This window comes from Streptomyces sp. AK02-01A (assembly GCF_033795305.1).
Classification (GTDB): domain Bacteria; phylum Actinomycetota; class Actinomycetes; order Streptomycetales; family Streptomycetaceae; genus Streptomyces.
This window is the reverse complement of the sequence record NZ_JARBAE010000032.1, coordinates 66,098-86,703: the sequence shown is the minus strand read 5'-3', so window position 1 is coordinate 86,703 and position 20,606 is coordinate 66,098. Positions and strand designations below refer to the sequence as shown.

The window sequence follows — 20,606 nt, the reverse complement described above, 5'->3', positions numbered from 1 at the left end:
ACCGCCAGTCCCACAGTCCTCGAACCCAGCTCCGCCGGCTCCGACCTGACGTCGGCACGGCGGATGTGACCACTGGACCACGATGGCATCCTCGACGTCTCACCGACCACGCACCGGCTCGTTAGGATGAACAACCGACGATTTTCGCAGACCGCCAAAGGAGGCGCCCGGTGACCGAGACCTCCGGAAGCGCAGACTCGCTTCGCGCCCCGACGAGCCCGTTGATGGTGATGATCCTCAATACACGTGCTCTCGAAGCAAAGCTGGAGAAACAACTGAAGGAAATGGGCCTTTCTCTGCGCCGCCTCGGCTTGCTCGGCCACGTGCGGGCAGAGCCCGGAATCTCCTTCAGCTCGCTCGCCCGGCGAGCAGGGATTCGAGTGCAGAGTCTTCAGCCGATCATCGAGGGAATGCTTTCGGACGGGCTGGTGCAGGCGGTCGGCGGGGTCGGTCAGGGGCGCGCCGCCGTTCTCGAACTGACCAGCCGGGGCCAAGACGCGCTCAAGGAGGCATACGAGGTAATCGCCGCGCTTGACCGCGAGACTTTCGCCGACGGCGAGTGGAAAGAGCTTGGCGCAGCCCTGACGCACCTCGGGGAGGCTTGGCTGGTAAAGCGTTAAGTGGAGTGACACACGCGGCTTGGCGGAGAACTGCCGGCTCGTACCAATCGATTCCTCGGCTCAGAGCGTCAGATGGAACAAGGGGTCCATGGCAACCGCGACGAAGACGAGAGCGAGATAGGTGATCGAACTGCGGAAGACGCGCATGGGCCCGTCACCCACCGTGTCGGATGTCCGGGTCTGCCCATAGAAGCGGCAGGCGTCGTACAGAAACCAGCCACCCGACGCGACGATGACCACCGAATACAGCAGTCCCATCCCGGCGACCGGGATGAGCACCATCGAACACAGCACTGTCGCGAACGCATAGGTGACCACCCGGGCGGCGACGTGACGTGTGCTCCGCGTAGCTCCGAGCATCGGTATGTTCGCGGCGCGATAGTCGTCGCGGTAGTTCACCGAGAGCGGCCAGTAGTGGGCGGGCGTCCAGAGAAAGACCAACACGAAGAGCACGACCGCCGACCAGGAGAGCGCGTCGGTCACCGCACTCCACCCGATAAGCGTGGGAAAACAGCCCGCGATTCCTCCCCAGACGATGTTCTGCTCAGTCCGGCGCTTGAGCAGCACCGTGTACACCACCACGTAGAAGAAGATCGCGAACGCGGACAACGCAGCCGACAGCAGATTGACCGTGACGAGGAACCACGCAGTCGATGCGACGGCGAGAGCCCACGCGAAGGTAAGCCCAGCGCGAGGCGACACCTCACCGGTCACGAGAGGCCGCTTCGCCGTCCGCCTCATCCGCGCGTCCACGTCACGGTCGACATACATGTTGAACGCCGCAGCCGACCCTCCGCTGAGCACCCCGCCAGTCACGGTCGCGGCAATCAACCACAGATCGGGAATCCCTCGCTGCGCAAGCACCATCACGGGAGCTGTCGTCAGGAGCAGCAGCTCCAGGACGCGCGGTTTCGTGAGCTCCACATAGGCCCAGATCCGGCGGAGAAGAAGACGACGGCCCACAAACGCCGGCCGCCCTGCGAGTTCGTGCATCTGATTCGACCCTTCGTGCATGCCTCTTCATAGAAGCTACTTGCAGCCTAGCTGTAAGTAGAGTCACCATCCGCACGGGGTCACGACCTCCTCTCATAAGGGACTGCGCAAGGCAACGGGCAGCGGAGCGAAGACGGAGCGGATGCGCGACCACCGCCCGGCGACCGGAGGCACTGCCGCGCTGGAGCCGACGCGATCCTTGACATCGACGGCGGAACCGGCGGCGGCCGCAGCCGCGAGCGGCGTTACTCATTGCCCACGAAGCGGCAATGGTTCCCGGCGATCTGCCCGCTGTTTTCCAGCGAGCACCCGGTGGTACGGGCCGACGCCCCTGTGCGCGCTTTTCCGATGGCACCCGCAGAGCGCCATGAACTCCCGTTCAAGGACCGGGAGCTTCATGGTTTCCAGGACGTGTAGCCGACCTTCCCGGTGCCGGGACCAGCGCGTTTGGAGGCGCGGCCGGCCTCGGTTCCCACGCCGTGCGTGCGCCGGCCGCCGCCGGTGGGGATGCGTCCGAGCTCCTTCATGACGACAGGGGCCAGGTCGCCGACATGGCCGTGCGCGTAGCGGATGACTTCGCGCCGCTGCTCGCCGGTGGGCGGGTCGAGGTCGCACAGCCGGTTGAGGCCTCGCCGGACCAGGACGCGGTGCACGGTGGCCGGCACGGCCGTGACCCCACGCAGCCGCCGGAGATCGGCAGCTAGCCGGACGGGCCCGCACTCTTTTGTTGGCGCCCCGGAGCTCGCCGGAGGTGTTCAACGGAGCCCTGGCGTCCCAGGGCTCCCGCGCGGGCGGCTGCGCCTGGCGTCAACGAGTGAACTTCGCGATGGCCGCCGGGGTCATCGGGGTGAAGAAGTTGACGAGGTTGCCGTCGGGGTCGCGGAACAGCAGCGATCGGTTGCCCCAGGGCATCGTGGTGGGCTCGTTGACGAAGTCGACGAAGCCGGTCAGGTTCCCGTGCACCCGGTCCACGTCGTCGACAAGGAACTCGATGATCACACTGTGGTTGTCGGCAGGGCGAGCGACGCCCGGCGCGAACAGCGGCACAGTGCGGGTGCTGCCGATGGCGAGGGTGGCGCTGGGGGTCTTGAGTTCGGCGAAATCCTCGGTGGACCAGGCCGCCTGCACCCCGGTGGCCTTCTCGTAGAACTCGACGAGGCGCGCGATGTCACCGGTGATGATCCGGATCGAGACGAGGTCCATGGTGTTCTCCCTAGATTCGTGGAGCCGTTGCACTTCGCACGCTAGAACAAATAGCGGACAGAATCGGTCCAGTATTGTCGCTAGGCTCTGCGTATGTCTCGACCTACTGGCCGCGTGCTCACCCTCCTGGAGCTGCTGCAGTCGGGAGGGATCCGGACGGTTGCCGAACTGGCCGACCGGCTCGGCGTCGACGGCCGCACCGTGCGGCGGTATGTGGACCACTTGATCGACCTCGACGTGCCTGTCGAGGCGGTGCGCGGCCGCTACGGTGGCTACCGGCTCGGCCCCGGCTACCGCTTGCCTCCGCTCATGCTCAGCGACGACGAGGCGCTCGCCGTGCTGCTCGGCTTGGTCGCCGGCCGCCGAGCGGGGTTGATGACGACGGCGGACACGGCGGGCGAGACGGCTGCGGCCAAGATCCGCAGGGTGCTGCCCGAGCGCGTCGCCCGCCGACTCGACACGATCCTGGAATCCCTCGCCTTCACGGCTTCGCCCGGCGAGTTCGCCACCCCCGACGCCGGGGTGCTGCTCACCATCGCCGATGCGGTACGCCATCGCCGACCGGTCTCCATCAGGTACACCGACCGCGACGGCCGGCGCAGCGAACGCAGGCTGCACCCGTACGGGATCGTCGCCCATTCGGGCCGTTGGTACGTCACGGGCACGGACCCCGAGATCGGCGAGGACCGGACCTTCCGGCTCGATCGCATCGCAGACGCGAGGACCTTGTCCGGCTCATTCGAGGCGCCCGTGGGCCCCGGTCCGGCACAGCGCGTCCTGTCCGGGTTCGCCACGGCTGAGTACCGGCATCAGGTGACCTTGCGGATCCACGGGACGGTCGAGCAGATCCGCGCCCGACTTCCCGCCAGCGTCGCGAGCGTGGACGAGCCCGCGCCAGCGGCAGGCGCGGATCCGGAGACCGAGCGCTGGCGACGTGTCGAGCTACGGGCGGAGCGGCTCGACTGGTTGCCTCCCGTACTCGCCTCACTCGACCGGCCGTTTGTCATCGAACGCCCAGATGAACTGCGCGGCCTCGTCGTCGCGTTCGCCGACCGCCTCGCGTCCTACGCCCGCCAAGCCTGACAGCGGGGAACGCATGGCATGAGATAGCACAGCCTGCTCACCAACCAGCGCTACCTCCACCCCGACCTGACCCGGATCACCAACGCCGGCAACACCCTGACCGCACACCTCAACGCCGTCGGCGAGCTTCGAGACTGGTGCGGCTTCCTTCTGCGCACAACGCCATGGGCAGCAGGCTGCCGGGGTGCGCCCTCGTAGTCGCCGGCGCGCGGGTGTACGGCAACCGCACCAGATGACCTCGTCGTACTCCGCTCCGCGGGTCAGGCGTTTTCGAGCAGCAGGTCGCTGAGTTCCACGGGCATGGTGATCATGGAGTCGTGACCGGTCTCCAGCTCGTAGACGCGAGACGGCTCGCCGTTGGGCTGAGTCGCCGGGATGGGCCTACGAGTGACGCCTTCGGCCTCGCTGCCGACGCAGAGAATGTGAACCCGGGGGATCAACGTCTGCGCGGGGTTGTCCATCTCGGCCGGCTGCTGGAAGCAGAGGACCGACTCATCCGTGAGTGTGGTCTTGAGCCAGGCGGTGTCATCGGGGTCGGTGACGCCGAACAGGCCGAGCGGCGCCGGGAACTCCGGCAGCGGCGGAATGCGCCAGGGCTGGGCGGTGGCGCCGGCACCGTCGATCAGGACCTGCGTGAGCGGCATGACGTCGATGGCGTTCTCGCCGTGCGTCGGCACCATCGCGTCGATGTACACCAGGCGTGAGACGCGCTCGGAGACCCGGTTTGCCACGCTGGAGATGACCATTCCCGCGTAACTGTGCCCGACGAGGACGATGTCGCTCAGGTCGTGGTCGAGGATGAGGCCGACGATGTCGTCGACGTGGGTGGTGAGCCCGACCTCGGGGCTGAGCAGGTGCGCCTTGTCCCCGTGGCCGGTGAGAGACGGGGTGAAGACACGGTGGCCCTGGGCAGTGAGCAGCGGGGCGACGCGGTTCCAGGACTGCCCGTCGTGCCAGGCGCCGTGAACGAGGACGTAGGTGGTCGGGTTGGACATGGATGCTTCCTTGGCGTGAGCGTGGATCAACTGGCAGGTGCTCAGGACCGAGACGGCGCCGGTCAGGTTGATGGAGGAGGTTCTGGCGGTGACGGCGGCGAGGACGACTGCGGGCGAGGACACCGCGAACCGGGGTGTGTGGTGTTCACCGACACCGAACACGTCGAGTCCTGCCTGGTTTGCGAGGACGCCGATGTCCACGACGTCGCGGACTCGTTGCGAACCGGTGTCACCCGGGACTATGTCGGTGAGGGAGAAGATGCCGAGTTCGACCTCGGCGCCCATCGGAATGGTGCGCTGCATATCTTCGACGTTAAGCAGCCGATAGGTACCTAAAGGTACCCTTCAGCTCGTGAGTCTCCGTCCCGGAACCGTCTTCCTCGCCGACTGCCCCGCCCGCCTGGCCATCGAGATCATTGCCAGCAAATGGGCCGTGGTCACGCTCTTCGCGCTGAGTGACGGTCCCCTGCGGCACGGCGAACTGGTCGAGCTGATCGGAGGCGTCTCGCGCAAGGTGCTGACGCAGACGTTGCGCCGGCTCCAGCACAACGGGCTGGTCGAGCGGCGCGTGTACGCCGAAGCGCCACCACGTGTGGAATACAGCTTGACCGAGCTCGGACGCACACTTGAGGAGCCCATCACACAGCTGACCGAATGGGCGAGATCCAACGGTGAAGCGATCGTCGCCTTTCATGAGGCGGCTGAGGCGAAGGACGCCTAAGGGCTGTCCGCGCTGCCCGTCCGTGAACGTCAAGTGGTCAAAGGCTGTTGCGTGTTGGTGGTCTCGTGGCCCATGCGGTAGATCTCGTGGTGCATCATGCCGCGTAGATCGGGGGAGCCGATGGCAACCGATAACTCGAACAACACCAACACGCCGCCTTCGCCTGGTCAGGAGCCACCCAGGCCGGACCGGCGCCCACCCGCAGCGCCGCCTGTCGACCCGGCGATCACAGCGGCTCGCATCAGCGCCCGGGCAACTTTGATCGGAGCTGTGTTGGCAGCTGTGATCGGTGGCATCTTCGTTGTCGCCACCTCTGATGATGACGACGAGAAGGAAGACGCGAAGCCTTCGGCCACGGCTACTACTCACGCCGCGAAGCCCACCGCTTCCGCGCCATCGTCTGCGGAGCCCTCGGCCTCTGCCGATGCGGAGAGCCCCGAGCCGAGCGTCGACCCGGCAAAGCCCTTCCCGGGGGAGCCGCTACCTCTCCGTCTCAGCGGCGATAGCACATGCGACTACGCCAGCCACATCGACTTTGACTCGTATCCCTTTGTCACCCGAGTCGACAGGGCCGAGCCTGACGCCGAGGACGCAGCCGCGCCGGCGGATCTGAATTGGTACGGCTGCTCCCCGGTCGAATTTGGGACGGCGCGAGACAGCCGCGCCGGTGTCCTCTCGAAGCGCCTGGCGTTCAGCAAGCAAGCCTGCGAGGCTGCCGCGAACGGGGGTGGGCTCGAAGGCATCCTCATGCACTCGAATGCGGTGGAGGAGGCCGGAATCATCGCAGGCAACTCGATCTGTGTGATCACAGACAAGGGCAGACTGGTTCGCGCTCAGATCGTTGAAGCCCCCTGGGCGCCGAACCTAACCCTGAAGATCACCACGGTCTCGTAGCACTGGGCAGTGTGATGCCCCACAACGATCCACGCTGGTTCGGGATTCTTCGCCCCGCGTGGAAAGGCGATTCACCCCTGCCGGTGAACTGGAGAGCGGAAAGCAAGAAGCTCGGCCACCTGCAATCGGGTTGGCCGAGCTTCTGGTGTGGTGGACGGCGAAAGGCGCGGACCGCCTCGCCCCTCAGTCGGCCGGAGCGCGCAGAAGTCGCTCCCGGGTAGCCTCGGGCAAGACCCGGCGCAGGACCGGTGCCGTCGAGCTGAGGGATGCGGCGAAGGCGGCCACGAGATCGTGAGGCGCGCCGGCGCCGAAGATCACCGCCCACAGGCACGGTGCGCCGAACGCGGGCTCGGCCCACGCCTGCCGGCCGGCCAGGCCCGCCTCATCGGCCTCGGCGGTCGGGGCGCTGCCGTCTGAAGAAGGACCGCCCCGAGCCCAGACCCGATCTCGCAACCAGTTGCACGCCCACTTCGGCCAGCGTCACCAACCGGTGCAGGCGTCCGACCTCCCAGGGACTGTAAAACGTTCGGTGTAACTCCCGATCATGGAAGATGCATCGATGACCAGCGACAACGTGACCGAGGTGGAGACCGCCGAGCCGTCTGAGGCGGTGCCGTCGAAGTCTGTGGACGACCGGCTGATCGACGAGCTCGTGGGCCGGGCTCAGGCCGAGGGCCTGCATCTGACCGGCGAGGGCGGGCTGCTCCAGCAGCTGACCAAGCGGCTCCCGGAGTCCGCTCTTGAGGGTGAGATCACCAACCACCTCGGCTACGACAAACACGATCCCGCCGGGAAGAACGGCGGCAACTCACGCAACGGCAGCACGGGCCAAGACCGTGCTGACCGATGTCGGCCCGGTGGAGGTAACCGTGCCCCGCGACCGCGAGGGTTCCTTCGAGCCGAAGATCGTCAAGAAGCGGCAGAAGCGCCTGTCCGGCGTGGACGAGATGGTCATCTCGCTCGCCGCGAAGGGCCTGACGACCGGTGAGGTCCAGGCTCACCTGTCCGAGGTCTATGGCGCCGAGGTGCCGCGCCAGACGATCTCCACGATCACCGACAAGGTCACCGAGGGCATGACCGAATGACAGAACCGGCCCCTGGACGCCGTCTACCCGGTGATCTTCATCGACGCGATCCACATGAAGATCCGCGACGGCGCGGTGGCCAACCGGCCCATCAGCCCGCCAGGACTGGGACAAGATCGCCAAGGTGCTCAAGCCCGTATACACAGCGGCGACCGAGGAGGCCTCACTCGATCGGTTCGCGCTACGAGCGCGAGGCCGCGCCCGCCTTCTTCGTCGTCGTCCGGGTCTTTGGGCGCCGGGAGCACCTTCGAGAAGTCCACGACGCCGATGCGCACGCACGCCACCCCGGGGCAGTCGATGACTACCCGGATGGACTCCCGCCGGGCGTACTGGACGGCGTTGGACACCAGCTCGGAGACGATCAGCGCGCCGTCCTCGGTCAGTTCCTCCAGCTCCCAGGCGGCGCAGGCGGTGCGCACCAGGCGCCGGGCCGTCGCGGCGCTCTCCGGCTCGCGCGGCAAGGTCTCGCTGTACCCGGGGTAGCCGGTCGGCCGGGCCCACGTTGTAGGTTGCGGCATGTCGGTCTGCTTCCTTCAGATCGGCCAAGCCCCGGGACCGGTCGCACGGTCGCCGGGGCGCTGTCCGCTCATGTAAGCGACACGCCAGGGACGTTGACAGGGGCGCAACGTCCCACTTTCAGCACGCTATTCGCTGACCCTCAGGAACTCCGCCAACGGCCGCAGTCCCGCTGGGTGGTTGGGGAGCGCCCACAGGTCCCGCACGATGGCCACGGCCAACGTGTGGTGATGCATCCACGTCGGTGCCACACGGCGCAGGGACTCCAGCGCCTTCACCGCTCCGGCGGCATCCCCGGTGTCCGTGTGCGCTCGGGCCACGTCCAGCAGCAGCCACGTCCGCCAGGACGGCGGGGTGTCCTTGCTCAGCCGCATCCCCTTGGCGAGTGCCAATGCGTCTTGCGGGTGCCCGTACTGCACGGCGAGGCGGACGCGTTCGATACGGACCGACGACGGGCTGAAGACGCTCACCATCCGGTTGTCACTGCCCGCAGGCAGCTTCGAGACGCGGGCAGCTTCCTTCTCCGCTCCCGCCATCAGCTCCGCCGCACGCTCGTAGTTGCCGCTCCGTGCGGCAGAGGTGGCAGCACTCATAGTCAGGGCGCCCCAAACCCTCAGCCCGTCGGCGGTGTCTGTGTGCCCGCCGCTTTCGATCGTCTCAGCCGAGCGGAGAGCGATTCCCAGGGCGTCTTCCAGGCGTCCTTGCCGCTGGTAGGTCCAGGCAACAGAGTTCACGACCATGGGGACCAAGAGCGGGTCTGCGGACTGCTCCGCTGCGCTTATGGCCCGCTCCAGACTCGTAAGGGCAAGGTCTGTCTTGCCCATGCGCACAGCAATGTGTCCGGCGAGCTGGAGTGCCTTGCCCAGGGCTGCGAAACCGGCCCTGCGGTCGTCGTCGCTCCCGGACACCGTGGCGGAACGCGCCTCGGTGATCAGGTCGGGGAGGCTCTTCATGACGGAGTCGAATTCGGCTGCGTGATACTGCGACCACCCGTCTGCGATCTGCTCGCGCAGCCGGTCCAGAGAGAAGTCCGGGCCGGTCGGTTCTGGCTGCGGCCCCCATAGTGCGGGCATGACGGCCCGGCGTACGGCGACGAAGCGCGGGCCGTCGCTCTCTCCGCCTGCCGTCACCGCCGGAGGATCGCCCAGTAGCGTGGTTAGCTCCACGCCCAAGCCGTTGGCGAGAGCGTGAAGCGTGGGGAGGTGTGCCGAGTGCTTCCGCTGCTGTTCAAGCTGACGGATCACGTCGACGGACACGCCGGAGCGCTCGGCCAGCTCTTCTTGCGTCAGGGAGGCGAGACGGCGCAGACGGCGCAGGGTCTTCCCCAGGTCTTCATTTGCCACGCCGTCACGGTACGCCCGCCACGGCGGAGGGAGAGCGCTGGTGGCGCCGCGCAGCAGCGCTAAACAGTGCCGTCCGCGTAAAGCCCTCGGAGATAACGGCTCAACCGGTCCTGAAGCGCATCGAGAGCCGTCCGCGCTGCTGCTGCGTTCTGGTGCACGCCAATCCAGTCCTGCATGCTGGTGGCTAGCTCGCGGTCTTCCAGCCTGGCGACATGCGCATAGAGATGGAGCGCCGATTGGGTCGCCGCCGCCCGGAATTCACGGGTTCGGAGAAGCTGGCCGAACTGCTCGGCTGACCTTGATCAACAGCGTTTGTGAGAAATTGTGAGACGGCGCCTCTGGAAACGATCAAGAGGGGCCCCGAAGGACCCCTCTGACCTGCTTCTATACCGTCGGGACGACAGGATTTGAACCTGCGACCCCTTGACCCCCAGTCAAGTGCGCTACCAAGCTGCGCCACGTCCCGGTCACGGCCACACCGAGGCTTGCCCGGGCGACCACACAAGAGAACATTACCTCACTCCGTGCAGCGAGAAGACTGCCCCTGTCCGCGCGACAATCGGCATATGAAGGAGAACCGGCGGGACCGTGACGACGAGGGGCGGGCGCGCAACGCGCGGCCGCGTGACGGGCTGGGGCGTCCGTTGCCGTATGGGGCGGCCGGAGTGGAACGGCAGCCCGAGGGCGTGGTGCGTACACCCGAGCAGACCGTCCGGGAGGCACAGCGGCTGCTCGACGCCGGCAAACCCTTCCATGCGCACGAGGTGTTCGAGGACGCGTGGAAGTCCGGTCCCGATGACGAGCGCGCGCTGTGGCGCGGCATGGCTCAGCTCGCGGTCGGGCTGACGCACGCCGCCCGTGGCAATACGGCGGGCGGGGCACGGCTGCTGCTGCGCGGCGCGGGCGGGATCGCCGCGTACCGGAGCCCGCACGGTATCGATGTGGCCCGGCTGACCGAGTGGGCGCGGGAGTTGGCGGGACGGCTGGACGGCCCGGTGGACGCGGCCGACGAGGCGCCGCGGTTGACGTGACGCCGTCCGCGGCGGCGAACGGTGGCGTCAGTCGTCGACGAGGACGACTTCGAGGGTGCGCGGGCCGTGGACTCCTTCGACGCGGTTGAGTTCGATGTCGCTGGTGGCGGAGGGCCCGGAGATCCAGGTGAGAGGCCGGGTGGGGTCCAGGAGCGGGATGGCCCGGGGCACGGAGGCCACCACCTGGTCGGATGTGCGTACGACACAGATGTGGTGGTCGGGTACGAGAGTGATCCGACGTCGTCCCTGGTCGGGGCCCGCGTCGAGCACCAGGGTGCCGGTCTCGGCGATGGCCAGTGCGCAGCCCGTGACCACACTGTCGACCGCGTCCAGCTCCTGAGCGGTGGCTTCGGGCTCGTCGTCGACCCGGATGATGCCGCTTCCTGTCGCGGAAAGCCAGGACGCCGGGAGCAGCGGCGGGACGAGGACGGTGCGCGTGCCACGCTCGGTGAGCAGGCGCGCGATGACCGCCGGCAGTCCTTCCGCGTCCGTCCGGTGGACGATCGCGCGGTAATCGGCGAGGTTCTCGGCGAGCAGGTCGATCACACCGTCGTCCGGAATGTGCGTGTCACGGTAGTCGCGAGCGGCCTCCGGGACGTCGGGAGCGTCGGCGACGGCGGTGCGGATACGGGCGAGGATCCGCTCCCGGGAACTCGAACCGGTGCTCATGTCCCGTTGTCCTTACGGTCGTTCACGCGTTCATCCTTGCGGTCGTTCTTCCGGTCGTCCTTGCGGTCGTTCTTCCGGTCGTGCTCGCGGTTCTTCTTCCACCAGTCGCGGAACGGCTCGGACGGGAGTTCCGGCAGATCGCGCGTGTCCGTCCAGGCTCCCGCACCCGGCGGTTTCGAAGGATGCAGCCGACGGGTCCTGGACGCGGCCCGTTCCCCGGCGGCGAGGGCGCGGGGATGGTCGAAGACCCAGCCCGCCGCCTTCATCGCGACCTTCTCCAGCCGGTGGCCCTTGCCGCCCTGGTCCGCGATCCTCTCGCGCAGATGCACCAGGACCTCGGGAATGTCGATGGCGACGGGGCACACGTCGTAGCAGGCGCCGCAGAGGGAGGAGGCGTACGGCAGCGAGGCGTCGATCTCGCTGGCGGTGCCGCGGAGTTGAGGGCTGAGGATGGCGCCGATCGGACCGGGATAGACGGAGCCGTACGCGTGCCCGCCCGCCCGCTCGTACACCGGACAGACATTGAGACAGGCCGAGCAGCGAATGCAGCGCAGTGCCTGCCTGCCCACCTCGTCGGCCAGCGTGTCGGTCCGGCCGTTGTCCAGCAGCACCAGATGGAAGACCCGAGGGCCGTCGCCGTCCGTGGTGCCGGTCCATGTACTGGTGTACGGATTCATCCGCTCGGCCGTCGAGGAGCGCGGCAGGGTCTGCAGAAAGACTTCCAGGTCCTGCCAGGACGGCACGACCTTCTCGATGCCCACCACGGAGATCAGCGTCTCCGGCAGCGTCAGGCACATCCGCCCGTTGCCCTCGGATTCCACCACGACGAGGGTGCCGGTCTCGGCGACCATGAAATTGGCCCCGGAGATTCCGACCTTGGCCCGCAGGAACTTCTCTCGCAGATGCAGCCGCGCCGCTTCGGCGAGCTCGGCGGGCTCGTCGGACAGATTCTCCGGAGCGGCCCGGCCCCAGGCACCCATGCGGTCGCGGAAGATGTCCCGGATCTCGCCCCGGTTGCGGTGGATCGCCGGAACCAGGATGTGCGAGGGCCGGTCCTCACCGAGCTGCACGATCAGCTCCGCCAGATCGGTCTCGTACGCGGAGATGCCCTCGGCCTCCAGCGCCTCGTTCAGGCCGATCTCCTGTGTGGCCATCGACTTGACCTTGACGACCTCGGACTCACCGGTCGCCTTCACCAGCTCCGCCACGATCCGGTTCGCCTCGGCGGCGTCGGCGGCCCAGTGCACCACGCCGCCCGCCGCCGTCACGGACTCCTCCAACCGCACCAGATACCGGTCCAGGTGCCGCAGCGTGTGATCCTTGATCTGCTTGCCGGCCTCCCGCAGCAGCGCCCAGTCGTCCAGCTCCGCCACCGCCTTCGCCCGCTTGTCGCGGATCGTATGGGTGGCATGCCGCAGATTTCCGCGGAGCGTCTCATTGCCCAGCGCGTCCTTGGCCGCCACCGGAAACGCCGGCATCCCCAGATACGTACCGCTCATGACCAGGGCTCCTCTTCCGTCGACGCCAGGATTTCCGCGAGATGCACGGCGCGCAGCGGAGCATCCTCACGACTCACGATCCCGCCGATGTGCATCAGGCAGGAATTGTCCGCTCCGCACAGCACACCGGCCCCGGTGGAGACGGCGCTGCGCACCTTGTCCTGGCCCATCGCCGCCGAAACATCGGAGTTCTTGACGGCGAAGGTGCCGCCGAAGCCGCAGCACTCCTCCGCTCCGGGCAGCTCCCGCAGCTCCAGCCCCTTCACCGCCTCCAGCAGCTTTCGCGGCCGGTCCCCCAGCCCCAGCAGCCGCAGGCCGTGGCAGGACGGATGGTAGGTGACGGCATGCGGGAAGTACGCTCCGACGTCTGTCACCCCCACCACGTCGACAAGGAACTCCGTCAGCTCGTATGTGCGTGAGGCAAGGGAGGCCGCGGCCGCGTCGCCGATCTTCGGATAGTGCTGGCGGACCATCGCGGCACAGGAACCGGACGGAGTCACCACATAGTCGTAACCCTCGAAAGCCCGGACCATGCGGCGTACCAGCGGCTCGGTCTCACGGCGGTAGCCCGTATTGAACTGCGGCTGGCCGCAGCAGCTCTGCGCCTCCGGAAAATCGACTTCGACTCCCAGACGTTCGAGCAGCCGCACGGTCGCGATCCCGGTGGACGGATATACGGCGTCATTGACGCAGGTGACGAAGAGAGCGGCGCGCATGGACGGAGCATATGTCGCTTGTGACGGCCTGCGTAAGACCCTCGAAATGTGTGATGGATCATCAGACATCCGATGGATGTCCGATCCTCTCTGAGCGAGGAGACAGCGAGGAGACAGCGAGGACGGAACATGAGGCAGACTCGGCTGGTGAGGAAGATCTATGTCATCGGTATCGGAGCGGGCGACCCGGACCAACTGACCGTGCAGGCGGTCAAGGCGCTCAATCAGGTGGATGTGTTCTTCCTGGTCGACAAGGGCGAGGAGAAGGCCGATCTCATCGGCCCCAGGCGTGAGATCCTGCGGCGGCACATCGAAGGCGGCCACTACCGGCTCGTCGAGGTCCGCGACCCGGCGCGGGACCGTGCGGCCGAAGGCGCCGCCTACTCCGAAGCCGTCGACGACTGGCGCGGCCGGCGGGCCGAGCTCTACGAGCGCGCGATCATCGACGAGCTGGACGAGAAACCGGAAGGCGACCGGACCGGAGCGTTCCTCGTATGGGGCGATCCCGCCCTGTACGACTCCACGCTCGCCGTCCTGGATGAGGTCCTGAAGCGTGGCGCGGTGCGGTTCGATCACGAGGTGATCCCAGGCATCAGCAGCGTCTCCGCCCTGGCGGCCAGGCATCGCGTCGGGCTGACCCGGGTGGGCCGGCCGGTACAGATCACCACGGGCCGACGGCTCGCGGAAGGCTGGCCCGAAGGAGCCGACGATGTCGTCGTCATGCTGGACGCGCATCAGTCGTTCCGGCACCACCTGGCGGCCGACCCGGTCATCCACTGGGGTGCGTATGTGGGAACCGAGGACGAGATCCTGGTCTCCGGACGGCTCTCGGAGGTCGCCGGCCGGATCGCGGAGCTGCGGTCCGCCGCACGGGCCCGCAAGGGCTGGATCATGGACACGTATCTGCTGCGGCGCGGCTGAGAGGTCCTCATCGGCCGCGCCACCGGTCGTCGTGAGCCGCGCCGGACGACGCGAGTCGGGCGTCCTCCGGACATGAGAAGCGGCTTACGACACGGTGACGGCAGCCAATGACTCCCTCGTGCCCTTCCCCCCACGGACCCCCCGCTTCCGTGGGCGGATGAGTGACCCTAGTCGCCGGCCCCGGCCCGCCGGTGGTGATTGCGCCACAACGCAAACACCGAACGGGAGCCGACCGTCCGCGCTTGTACGGTCCACGCCTCCCGCATCGCCGTCACACCGTTGCGCCAAACATCCCTCGCAGTCGACCGCAAGCGCCGCGCGCGAAGCACGCAAGAGGCAGGCGCACAAGACATGCGGCGATGGGTCTTTGAAGTGCGGCCGAAGAGCCGTGGATCCCGCACACACCCGCTCAACCTTCCTTCCAGGACGAAGAGTTGAGGAGAAAGTGACCGTTATGTTCCACTCCGGACGGGCACTCGGGTCGAAGATTTTTACTTCTGTCTTCAAAATTTGCGCAGATTCATAGACTTCCTGCGGGCTCACTTCTAGCCTTTTCGCGTCCGCAGAGTCCCCCCGAGCCGCAAGGACGTATGTCTGTGACACTCCCCCCTGGACGCCGTTTGCTCCGGCGCGGCATATCCGCATCCGTGTCCCTCGCACTCGCTGTGGCCGGGACGGCCGCAGCGGTGGTGATGTCCACCGCACCCGCCGCTCAGGCGGCGGCTGTTCCCGCCCCCTCTCCGCTCAATGTCCCCGGTCGCGGCGCGACCGTGCCGTTCAAGGAGCAGGAGGCCGAGTACGCCGCCACCAACGGCACTCTGATCGGCCCCAACCGCCTCTACGGCACGCTGCCTTCGGAAGCGTCGGGCCGGCAGGCCGTGACGCTCGACGCGGTCGGCGAGTACGTGGAGTTCACTCTCACCGCTCCGGCGAACGCGATGTCGTTCCGGTACTCGCTGCCGGACAACTCCGCGGGCACCGGCCGGGACGCGGCCATCGACCTGCGGGTCAACGGCAACTCCCTGAAGAGCGTGCCCGTGACCTCCAAGTACAGCTGGTACTACGGCGGTTACCCTTTCAACAACAACCCCGGTGACACCAACCCGCACCACTTCTACGACGAGACCCGCACCATGTTCGGGTCCACGCTGCCGGCCGGTACGAAGATCCGGCTCCAGGTCTCCTCGACGGCCTCGTCGCCGACCTTCACCATCGACCTGGCCGACTTCGAGCAGGTGGGCGCGGCGATCGGCAAGCCCGCCGGCGCGCTGGACGTGGTGAGCGACTTCGGCGCCGACCCGAGCGGGGCCGCCGACGCGACCGCCAAGATCCAGGCCGCGGTGGACGCGGGCCGCACCCAGGGCAAGCAGGTCTACATCCCCGAGGGCACCTTCCAGGTACGCGATCACATCGTCGTCGACCAGGTGACACTGGCGGGAGCGGGCCCCTGGTACAGCGTGCTGACCGGACGTGACCCGTCCAACCGCTCCAAGGCCGTCGGTGTGTACGGCAAGTACGCCAACGCGGGCGGCAGCAAGAACGTCACCCTGAAGAACTTCGCCATCATGGGCGACATCCGTGAGCGCGAGGACAACGACCAGGTCAACGCCATCGGTGGCGCGATGTCGGACTCCACGGTCGACAACGTGTGGATGCAGCACACCAAGGTCGGGGCGTGGATGGACGGCCCGATGAACAACTTCACCATCAAGAACAGCCGCATCCTCGACCAGACCGCGGACGGCGTCAACTTCCACATGGGCGTCACCAACTCCACCGTCACCAACACCTTTGTACGCAACACCGGTGACGACGGTCTGGCCATGTGGGCGGAGGCCGTCCCGAACGTCAACAACAAGTTCACGTTCAACACGGTGATCCTGCCGATCCTGGCGAACAACATCGTCACCTACGGCGGCAAGGACATCACGATCTCCGACAACGTCATGTCGGACACCATCTCCAACGGCGGCGGGCTGCATATCGCCAACCGCTATCCGGGCGTCAACTCCGGTCAGGGAACGGCGGTCTCCGGCACCACGACCGCCGCGCGCAACACCCTGATCCGTACCGGAAACAACGACTTCAACTGGCAGTTCGGAGTCGGCGCGGTCTGGTTCAGCGGTCTCAACGAACCGATCAACGCCACCATCAACATCAGCGACAGCGAAATCCTGGACAGCTCCTACGCCGCGATCCATCTGATCGAGGGCGCGACGAACGGGCTGCACTTCAACAACATCAAGATCGACGGCGCCGGTACATACGCGCTGCAGATCCAGGCGCCCGGCACGGCCTCGTTCACCAATGTCACGGCCACGCACATCGCGCAGTCCAACCCGATCCACAACTGCATAGGATCCGGTTTCCAGATCACCCAGGGAGCCGGAAACTCCGGCTGGTACGCCAACCCGCCGGTGTGCACGGGCACGTGGCCGACCCCGGTGTGGACCAACGGCGGTGTGCCGGGTGGCGGCAACCCGCCCACCGACCCGCCGACCACTCCGCCCACGACCCCGCCGACCACGCCTCCGACGACCCCGCCGACGACCCCTCCGGCGGACACGGGCAATATCGCCCAGGGCCGTCCGATCACCGAGACCGGCCACGCCGACGTCTACGGCGCCGGCAACGCGGTGGACGGCAACGCCAACTCCTACTGGGAGAGCACCAACAACGCCTGGCCCCAGTCCCTCACCGTCGACCTCGGCTCGGCGAAGGCGGTCAAGCGCGTGGTCCTGAAGCTTCCTCCGTCATCGGCGTGGGCGACCCGCACGCAGACGCTGAGTGTGCTGGGGAGCACCACCAACACCCTCCCGTACACCACGCTCAAGGCTTCGGCGGGCTACACCTTCAACCCGTCGAGCAACAACACCGTGACCGTCAATCTCGACGGCACATCGACCCGCTATCTGCGGCTGACTTTCACCGGTAACACCGGCTGGCCGGCCGGACAGCTCTCCGAGCTGGAGGCGTACACGAGTTAGTCCGTGTCGCGGGAATAGCGCCGTCCGCCCGAAAGGCGGCTCAGCGCCTCTCCCGCGACAAGCGGAGACGGTGGTCTCACCGTCATCGCGACAGGGGCCCGGCATATTGAGCCGGGCCCCTGTCACAGGTCGTGCGAATTCTCCGAGCGACGCCGGTCGCGCGGGTGGCGCCGTCAGCGCTTGAAGGCGTCCTTGGCCTTCTCCTTCGCCTGACGCACATCGCCCTTCGCCTGTTCGGCACGGCCCTCCGCGGTCAGACGCTCATTGCCCACAGCCCGGCCGGCGGTCTCCTTGACCTTGCCCTTGGCCTGCTCGACCTTGGCATCCGTCTTCTCGTGGTCGGTCATGACACTCACGTCCTGCCCTACTCGACTTTCACTGGCCAACAAACGCATCACCGCGATTACGCCGGTCAAACCTCACCCGGAAAAACCGATGCGCGAGCGCATGAAGCATTTCAGTCGGGGCACACGGCTGACTGGAGGTTGATAACTATGGTTCCCCTTCTTCTCGTACTTCTGCTGGCTCTGATCCTCTTCGGAGCGGGTTTCGCACTGGAGGCGCTGTGGTGGATCGCCATCATCGTGCTGGTCGTATGGCTGCTCGGGTTCCTGGTGCGGCCGACCGCCACGGGCGGCAGGCGCGGCCGCTGGTATCGCTGGTAAGCGAAAGCGGTCAAAGACTGATCTCGAAAGCGATCTCCACCGGCAAGCGTGCGGGTGGGCCAGGACAATGATGTCCTGGCCCACCCGCTTTTCCGTTCCGGTGAGAATTCCCGGCGAATTCTCACCGCGCCGTGCGATGTCGTCACGCATGCGCGGCCAATCCCTCGCGGCGCCACTCGCCGTCGGCCGCCTCCGGCCGGTGCGGGCCTTATGACCGGCCGCCATGGTCCGGGCCGAGGACGTCGTACGTGTCCAGCCGTCCGCACATGCCGAACACGCCGCGCGCCGCGGGAAGCCGGGCGTGCAACCGCGCCTCGGTGAGATACGAGGAGTCGCCCGCGGCGAGCCGGCCGAGCTGGACGCCGGTCCCTCGGGCGGCCTCGGCCGCGCCCGCCTCCCAGCGGCTCCGCCAGTCCGCCACTCTGGGCGCCACGAGCGCGGCGGCTGTCCGCTGGAAGTCCAGCAGGGGCCGCTTGTCGCCGGCCTCCCATGCCGTACGCAGCGCCGTGAAGCCCTCCACGGCGAGGTCACGGCGGCGGCGCGCGGCGGCGGCCTGTTCGGCCTCGGGGCCGTCCGGGATGCGCACGGCCCGCGCATATGTCTCCGGATCGGTGAGGTGGTCGGGCGGGAAGGTGAGCACGGCGTCGCCGGCCTCCGGCAGTCCGTTGTTCTGCATCAGGACCACGACGCGCAGCCCGTCCTCATTGACGAGGCGGTGGATGGTGCCGGGTGTGAACCACACAAGGGCGCCGGGCTCCAGCGCGGTGGTGTCGAAGCCGCCCGTCCTGAGGGTCTGGACGGCGCCGCGGCCCGCCGTCACCACATACCCCTCGGAGCAGGTGAGATGCAGATGCGGTGTGCCACCGCGGAATCCGTCGGCGGCCTCCCAGTCGTACACCCGCAGATGGGAGACGGCGACGGCCCCGGGCAGTCCGGCGAACCCGGTCGCCGGGGTCATCACGACCGCTTCCCCGGGCACGTGGCGGCGGTGCCCGGCGGGTCTGTCACATCGCTCGGAGACGTCGCGAACACTCCCTTTCGGCGTGGGGCTTTCGGAGCTCAGGCCCCCGGCGCCGGAACGCCGCGGACGCACAGCAAGCGCTTTCTGCACGAAACGTAGAGCGTCCGGACCACCGCGTCAACGCATCGGACCACCGGCCACAACACGCCTGCGTATGCGCGTCATGCGCGCGGCCGCAGCCGCACGACGACGCTCCGTCGGCCCACTTCGAGGAATGTCACCGTGACGCCTTCCGCCCGCAGCGTGGTGCCCTCGCCGACCGTGCCACGGCACCCGTCCTGGTCACCGGCCACCTGGATATGACCGGGCCCGGACGCTCCGCACTGCCGCGATCCAGGGAGATTCCAGGTGGCGCCCTGCGGGCCCACGGCGGTGACCTCGAAGCGGTCGACGCCGGCCCGGCCGTCGAAGCGGACCGTGTCGCCGGCGGCCAGCTCCACTTCGCAGTCGGCGTCCGCGCACGCTCGTGGATCCGGCCGTTCGGGACGGGAGGCGGCGGAGCCGGGAGACGCCACCGGTGTGGCTTTCGAACCGGCCGGGCCGCTGTCCACACACCCCGCCAGTACCAGCGCTCCGGCCAGCGCGCCGAGAACCATTCCCGTACCGGGTCCATACCTTTCGCGCATACCACCACTCCTTCGTCTTCCGAAGGATGCGCGGAGCGTGGAGAGCGAAAACGCGGTACGGGATCCGCACTACCGCGCGAGAACGGCCAGGATGGTCTTGCCGCCGTTCGGGCCGGGCCGGACAGTGACCTTCTCGGCCAGCCGTTGGATCATGGGCCAGCCGAAGCCGCCGGTCCGGCCGGTGAGATCCGGCGTACGGTCCTGTGGCAGCGCCGGACTGGGGTCGTCCACCGCTATCCGCAGGCTCAGGCGGTCCGCACGCAGTCGCAAAGAGGTGACCTCACCGGCGTGCCGAAGAGAGTTGGTCACCAGTTCGGAGACCACCAGGATCAGATTCTGCGACATGTGCGCCGAGGGCGAGGGACAGAGCCCGGCCAGAAACCCGTAGGTCATGTCCCGGGCCTCGGCGGCCAGTTGTGGCCGGCAGTCACACTCGGCGAAGTCCAGGCGCTCGGCCCGGGACTGATTTCCGGTCACGTGCGGATGCTGCATAGGGCTCACCCCGTCGGTCGAACTCGTCTTGCGGCCGTCTCCAGCGGTCGTTTACCCCCGCGATCGGTGCCCATGAGTCTCCGGGTGAGCGTTGTTGGCCGGCTCGCACCACCGGGGCCGTTGCACCCGGCGGTGTGACGAAAGGCCGAAATACATACACATGGTCTTCACGTACGCGGGCAGACGCGAGCACGACAGCCCGGCCTACGAAGGAAGGCATGCCCGTGCTCATGGCTCACCCCGCGATACTGCGCAATCTTGTCAAGCAGTACGAGGCCCTCCAGGTCCTGCACGCCGAAACGGACAGCTTCGAGACGCGCAGGCGACTCGAAGACATCACCTACACGCTCTGCGTCTCGACCGGCACCCGCGTCGTCGAGGACGCTCTCGCGGTCGCGGAACGGCAGTTGGCCGGCGCGCTCGCCGAGCAGGCCGGCGCATCGGTCACCACGGGCGAATCAGTGACGCTGACCGTGTGACGGCACCCGACGGTATGTGCCGGCCCCGGCAGGCGACGAGGACTTCG

22 protein-coding genes, 1 tRNA gene and 3 pseudogenes are annotated in these 20,606 nt (G+C 67.6%); 10 read left to right on the top strand and 16 right to left on the bottom strand.

Annotation, left to right across the window (positions count from 1 at the left end):
- Nucleotides 1-170: 170 nt before the first annotated feature.
- Nucleotides 171-620 carry a MarR family transcriptional regulator gene (locus PV679_RS25790; protein ID WP_319682771.1) on the top strand — a complete coding sequence of 150 codons (450 nt, stop codon included), beginning with the start codon at nucleotides 171-173 and terminating at the stop codon, nucleotides 618-620.
- Nucleotides 621-680: 60 nt separating this feature from the next.
- Here PV679_RS25790 and PV679_RS25785 read toward each other — a convergent pair whose 3' ends face one another.
- The 3 genes from PV679_RS25785 to PV679_RS25775 all read right to left on the bottom strand — a co-directional run bounded on the left by PV679_RS25785 (nucleotide 681) and on the right by PV679_RS25775 (nucleotide 2,816).
- On the bottom strand, nucleotides 681-1,613 hold the full coding sequence (locus PV679_RS25785) for a heme o synthase (protein ID WP_319682770.1): 933 nt from the start codon (nucleotides 1,611-1,613) through the stop codon (nucleotides 681-683).
- Nucleotides 1,614-2,008: 395 nt separating this feature from the next.
- Nucleotides 2,009-2,278, bottom strand: coding sequence for a hypothetical protein (locus tag PV679_RS25780; protein WP_319682769.1), 270 nt, complete (start codon nucleotides 2,276-2,278; stop codon nucleotides 2,009-2,011).
- A 142-nt stretch (nucleotides 2,279-2,420) separates the two neighbouring features.
- On the bottom strand, nucleotides 2,421-2,816 hold the full coding sequence (locus PV679_RS25775; RefSeq protein ID WP_319682768.1) for a VOC family protein: 396 nt from the start codon (nucleotides 2,814-2,816) through the stop codon (nucleotides 2,421-2,423).
- A 93-nt stretch (nucleotides 2,817-2,909) separates the two neighbouring features.
- Between PV679_RS25775 and PV679_RS25770 the strand changes: the two genes are divergently transcribed.
- On the top strand, nucleotides 2,910-3,899 hold the full coding sequence (locus PV679_RS25770; protein ID WP_319682767.1) for a YafY family protein: 990 nt from the start codon (nucleotides 2,910-2,912) through the stop codon (nucleotides 3,897-3,899).
- Between the two features lie 260 nt (nucleotides 3,900-4,159).
- Here PV679_RS25770 and PV679_RS25765 read toward each other — a convergent pair whose 3' ends face one another.
- The gene (locus tag PV679_RS25765) at nucleotides 4,160-4,894 is read right to left on the bottom strand and encodes an alpha/beta fold hydrolase (protein WP_319682789.1); all 735 of its coding nucleotides are present in this window, start codon (nucleotides 4,892-4,894) and stop codon (nucleotides 4,160-4,162) included.
- Between the two features lie 48 nt (nucleotides 4,895-4,942).
- Nucleotides 4,943-5,179: pseudogene (locus tag PV679_RS25760) on the bottom strand (LLM class flavin-dependent oxidoreductase); the annotation flags it as partial.
- A 67-nt stretch (nucleotides 5,180-5,246) separates the two neighbouring features.
- Between PV679_RS25760 and PV679_RS25755 the strand changes: the two are divergent.
- Entirely contained in the window at nucleotides 5,247-5,615 is a 369-nt protein-coding gene (locus PV679_RS25755) for a helix-turn-helix domain-containing protein (RefSeq protein ID WP_319682766.1), read from the top strand.
- Nucleotides 5,616-5,885: 270 nt separating this feature from the next.
- Nucleotides 5,886-6,509: a hypothetical protein gene (locus tag PV679_RS25750; RefSeq protein WP_319682765.1), complete on the top strand. Its 624-nt coding sequence runs from the start codon at nucleotides 5,886-5,888 to the stop codon at nucleotides 6,507-6,509.
- A 183-nt stretch (nucleotides 6,510-6,692) separates the two neighbouring features.
- Here the strand turns inward: PV679_RS25750 and PV679_RS25745 are convergent.
- Nucleotides 6,693-6,914 (bottom strand): annotated as a pseudogene (locus PV679_RS25745) (DUF317 domain-containing protein); the annotation flags it as partial.
- A 154-nt stretch (nucleotides 6,915-7,068) separates the two neighbouring features.
- On the opposite strand from PV679_RS25745, the pseudogene PV679_RS25740 reads away from it, so the two are divergent.
- Nucleotides 7,069-7,687 (top strand): annotated as a pseudogene (locus PV679_RS25740) (transposase); the annotation flags it as partial.
- A 35-nt stretch (nucleotides 7,688-7,722) separates the two neighbouring features.
- Here PV679_RS25740 and PV679_RS25735 read toward each other — a convergent pair.
- The 3 genes from PV679_RS25735 to PV679_RS25725 all read right to left on the bottom strand — a co-directional run bounded on the left by PV679_RS25735 (nucleotide 7,723) and on the right by PV679_RS25725 (nucleotide 9,919).
- Nucleotides 7,723-8,112 (bottom strand): ATP-binding protein, encoded by a 390-nt coding sequence (locus PV679_RS25735; RefSeq protein WP_319682788.1) that lies wholly within the window; start codon nucleotides 8,110-8,112, stop codon nucleotides 7,723-7,725.
- Nucleotides 8,113-8,238: 126 nt separating this feature from the next.
- Nucleotides 8,239-9,453 (bottom strand): helix-turn-helix transcriptional regulator, encoded by a 1,215-nt coding sequence (locus PV679_RS25730; protein WP_319682764.1) that lies wholly within the window; start codon nucleotides 9,451-9,453, stop codon nucleotides 8,239-8,241.
- Nucleotides 9,454-9,845: 392 nt separating this feature from the next.
- Nucleotides 9,846-9,919 (bottom strand) — tRNA-Pro (locus PV679_RS25725).
- A gap of 100 nt (nucleotides 9,920-10,019) precedes the next feature.
- Between PV679_RS25725 and PV679_RS25720 the strand changes: the two genes are divergently transcribed.
- Complete coding sequence (locus tag PV679_RS25720; protein ID WP_319682763.1) at nucleotides 10,020-10,484, top strand: DUF309 domain-containing protein; 465 nt, start codon at nucleotides 10,020-10,022, stop codon at nucleotides 10,482-10,484.
- A gap of 27 nt (nucleotides 10,485-10,511) precedes the next feature.
- Here PV679_RS25720 and PV679_RS25715 read toward each other — a convergent pair whose 3' ends face one another.
- The 3 genes from PV679_RS25715 to PV679_RS25705 are packed head-to-tail and all read right to left on the bottom strand — an operon-like array spanning nucleotide 10,512 to nucleotide 13,368.
- Nucleotides 10,512-11,153, bottom strand: coding sequence for a lactate utilization protein C (locus tag PV679_RS25715; protein ID WP_319682762.1), 642 nt, complete (start codon nucleotides 11,151-11,153; stop codon nucleotides 10,512-10,514).
- Complete coding sequence (locus tag PV679_RS25710) at nucleotides 11,150-12,652, bottom strand: LutB/LldF family L-lactate oxidation iron-sulfur protein (RefSeq protein WP_319682761.1); 1,503 nt, start codon at nucleotides 12,650-12,652, stop codon at nucleotides 11,150-11,152. The genes PV679_RS25715 and PV679_RS25710 overlap by 4 nt, the downstream gene beginning before the upstream one ends.
- On the bottom strand, nucleotides 12,649-13,368 hold the full coding sequence (locus PV679_RS25705) for a (Fe-S)-binding protein (RefSeq protein WP_319682760.1): 720 nt from the start codon (nucleotides 13,366-13,368) through the stop codon (nucleotides 12,649-12,651). The genes PV679_RS25710 and PV679_RS25705 overlap by 4 nt, the downstream gene beginning before the upstream one ends.
- A gap of 147 nt (nucleotides 13,369-13,515) precedes the next feature.
- Between PV679_RS25705 and cobF the strand changes: the two genes are divergently transcribed.
- A complete protein-coding gene (gene cobF / locus PV679_RS25700) occupies nucleotides 13,516-14,289 on the top strand; it encodes a precorrin-6A synthase (deacetylating) (protein ID WP_319682787.1) in 774 nt (257 codons plus the stop codon).
- 596 nt (nucleotides 14,290-14,885) lie between these two features.
- Nucleotides 14,886-17,276 carry a discoidin domain-containing protein gene (locus PV679_RS25695; protein ID WP_416069802.1) on the top strand — a complete coding sequence of 797 codons (2,391 nt, stop codon included), beginning with the start codon at nucleotides 14,886-14,888 and terminating at the stop codon, nucleotides 17,274-17,276.
- Nucleotides 17,277-17,449: 173 nt separating this feature from the next.
- On the opposite strand, the gene PV679_RS25690 is transcribed toward PV679_RS25695, so the two are convergent.
- A complete protein-coding gene (locus tag PV679_RS25690; RefSeq protein WP_319682758.1) occupies nucleotides 17,450-17,623 on the bottom strand; it encodes a CsbD family protein in 174 nt (57 codons plus the stop codon).
- A 147-nt stretch (nucleotides 17,624-17,770) separates the two neighbouring features.
- On the opposite strand from PV679_RS25690, the gene PV679_RS25685 reads away from it, so the two are divergent.
- On the top strand, nucleotides 17,771-17,941 hold the full coding sequence (locus PV679_RS25685) for a hydrophobic protein (protein ID WP_319682757.1): 171 nt from the start codon (nucleotides 17,771-17,773) through the stop codon (nucleotides 17,939-17,941).
- Nucleotides 17,942-18,149: 208 nt separating this feature from the next.
- On the opposite strand, the gene PV679_RS25680 is transcribed toward PV679_RS25685, so the two are convergent.
- From PV679_RS25680 to PV679_RS25670, 3 genes are all read right to left on the bottom strand, one after another.
- The gene (locus PV679_RS25680) at nucleotides 18,150-18,899 is read right to left on the bottom strand and encodes a cupin domain-containing protein (protein ID WP_319682756.1); all 750 of its coding nucleotides are present in this window, start codon (nucleotides 18,897-18,899) and stop codon (nucleotides 18,150-18,152) included.
- 224 nt (nucleotides 18,900-19,123) lie between these two features.
- Complete coding sequence (locus PV679_RS25675) at nucleotides 19,124-19,588, bottom strand: hypothetical protein (RefSeq protein ID WP_319682755.1); 465 nt, start codon at nucleotides 19,586-19,588, stop codon at nucleotides 19,124-19,126.
- 69 nt (nucleotides 19,589-19,657) lie between these two features.
- Entirely contained in the window at nucleotides 19,658-19,981 is a 324-nt protein-coding gene (locus tag PV679_RS25670) for an ATP-binding protein (RefSeq protein ID WP_319682786.1), read from the bottom strand.
- Between the two features lie 323 nt (nucleotides 19,982-20,304).
- Between PV679_RS25670 and PV679_RS25665 the strand changes: the two genes are divergently transcribed.
- A complete protein-coding gene (locus PV679_RS25665) occupies nucleotides 20,305-20,559 on the top strand; it encodes a DUF5133 domain-containing protein (protein ID WP_319682785.1) in 255 nt (84 codons plus the stop codon).
- Nucleotides 20,560-20,606: the final 47 nt, after the last annotated feature.

Coding starts and splice junctions, on each gene's coding strand:
- PV679_RS25785 (WP_319682770.1), bottom strand. CDS start 1,613: ATGCACGAACTCGCAGGGCGGCCGGCGTTTGTGGGCCGTCGTCTTCTT.
- PV679_RS25775 (WP_319682768.1), bottom strand. CDS start 2,816: ATGGACCTCGTCTCGATCCGGATCATCACCGGTGACATCGCGCGCCTC.
- PV679_RS25770 (WP_319682767.1), top strand. CDS start 2,910: ATGTCTCGACCTACTGGCCGCGTGCTCACCCTCCTGGAGCTGCTGCAG.
- PV679_RS25765 (WP_319682789.1), bottom strand. CDS start 4,894: ATGTCCAACCCGACCACCTACGTCCTCGTTCACGGCGCCTGGCACGAC.
- PV679_RS25735 (WP_319682788.1), bottom strand. CDS start 8,112: ATGCCGCAACCTACAACGTGGGCCCGGCCGACCGGCTACCCCGGGTAC.
- PV679_RS25720 (WP_319682763.1), top strand. CDS start 10,020: ATGAAGGAGAACCGGCGGGACCGTGACGACGAGGGGCGGGCGCGCAAC.
- PV679_RS25715 (WP_319682762.1), bottom strand. CDS start 11,153: ATGAGCACCGGTTCGAGTTCCCGGGAGCGGATCCTCGCCCGTATCCGC.
- PV679_RS25710 (WP_319682761.1), bottom strand. CDS start 12,652: ATGAGCGGTACGTATCTGGGGATGCCGGCGTTTCCGGTGGCGGCCAAG.
- PV679_RS25705 (WP_319682760.1), bottom strand. CDS start 13,368: ATGCGCGCCGCTCTCTTCGTCACCTGCGTCAATGACGCCGTATATCCG.
- PV679_RS25690 (WP_319682758.1), bottom strand. CDS start 17,623: ATGACCGACCACGAGAAGACGGATGCCAAGGTCGAGCAGGCCAAGGGC.
- PV679_RS25685 (WP_319682757.1), top strand. CDS start 17,771: ATGGTTCCCCTTCTTCTCGTACTTCTGCTGGCTCTGATCCTCTTCGGA.
- PV679_RS25680 (WP_319682756.1), bottom strand. CDS start 18,899: ATGACCCCGGCGACCGGGTTCGCCGGACTGCCCGGGGCCGTCGCCGTC.
- PV679_RS25675 (WP_319682755.1), bottom strand. CDS start 19,588: ATGCGCGAAAGGTATGGACCCGGTACGGGAATGGTTCTCGGCGCGCTG.
- PV679_RS25670 (WP_319682786.1), bottom strand. CDS start 19,981: ATGACCTACGGGTTTCTGGCCGGGCTCTGTCCCTCGCCCTCGGCGCAC.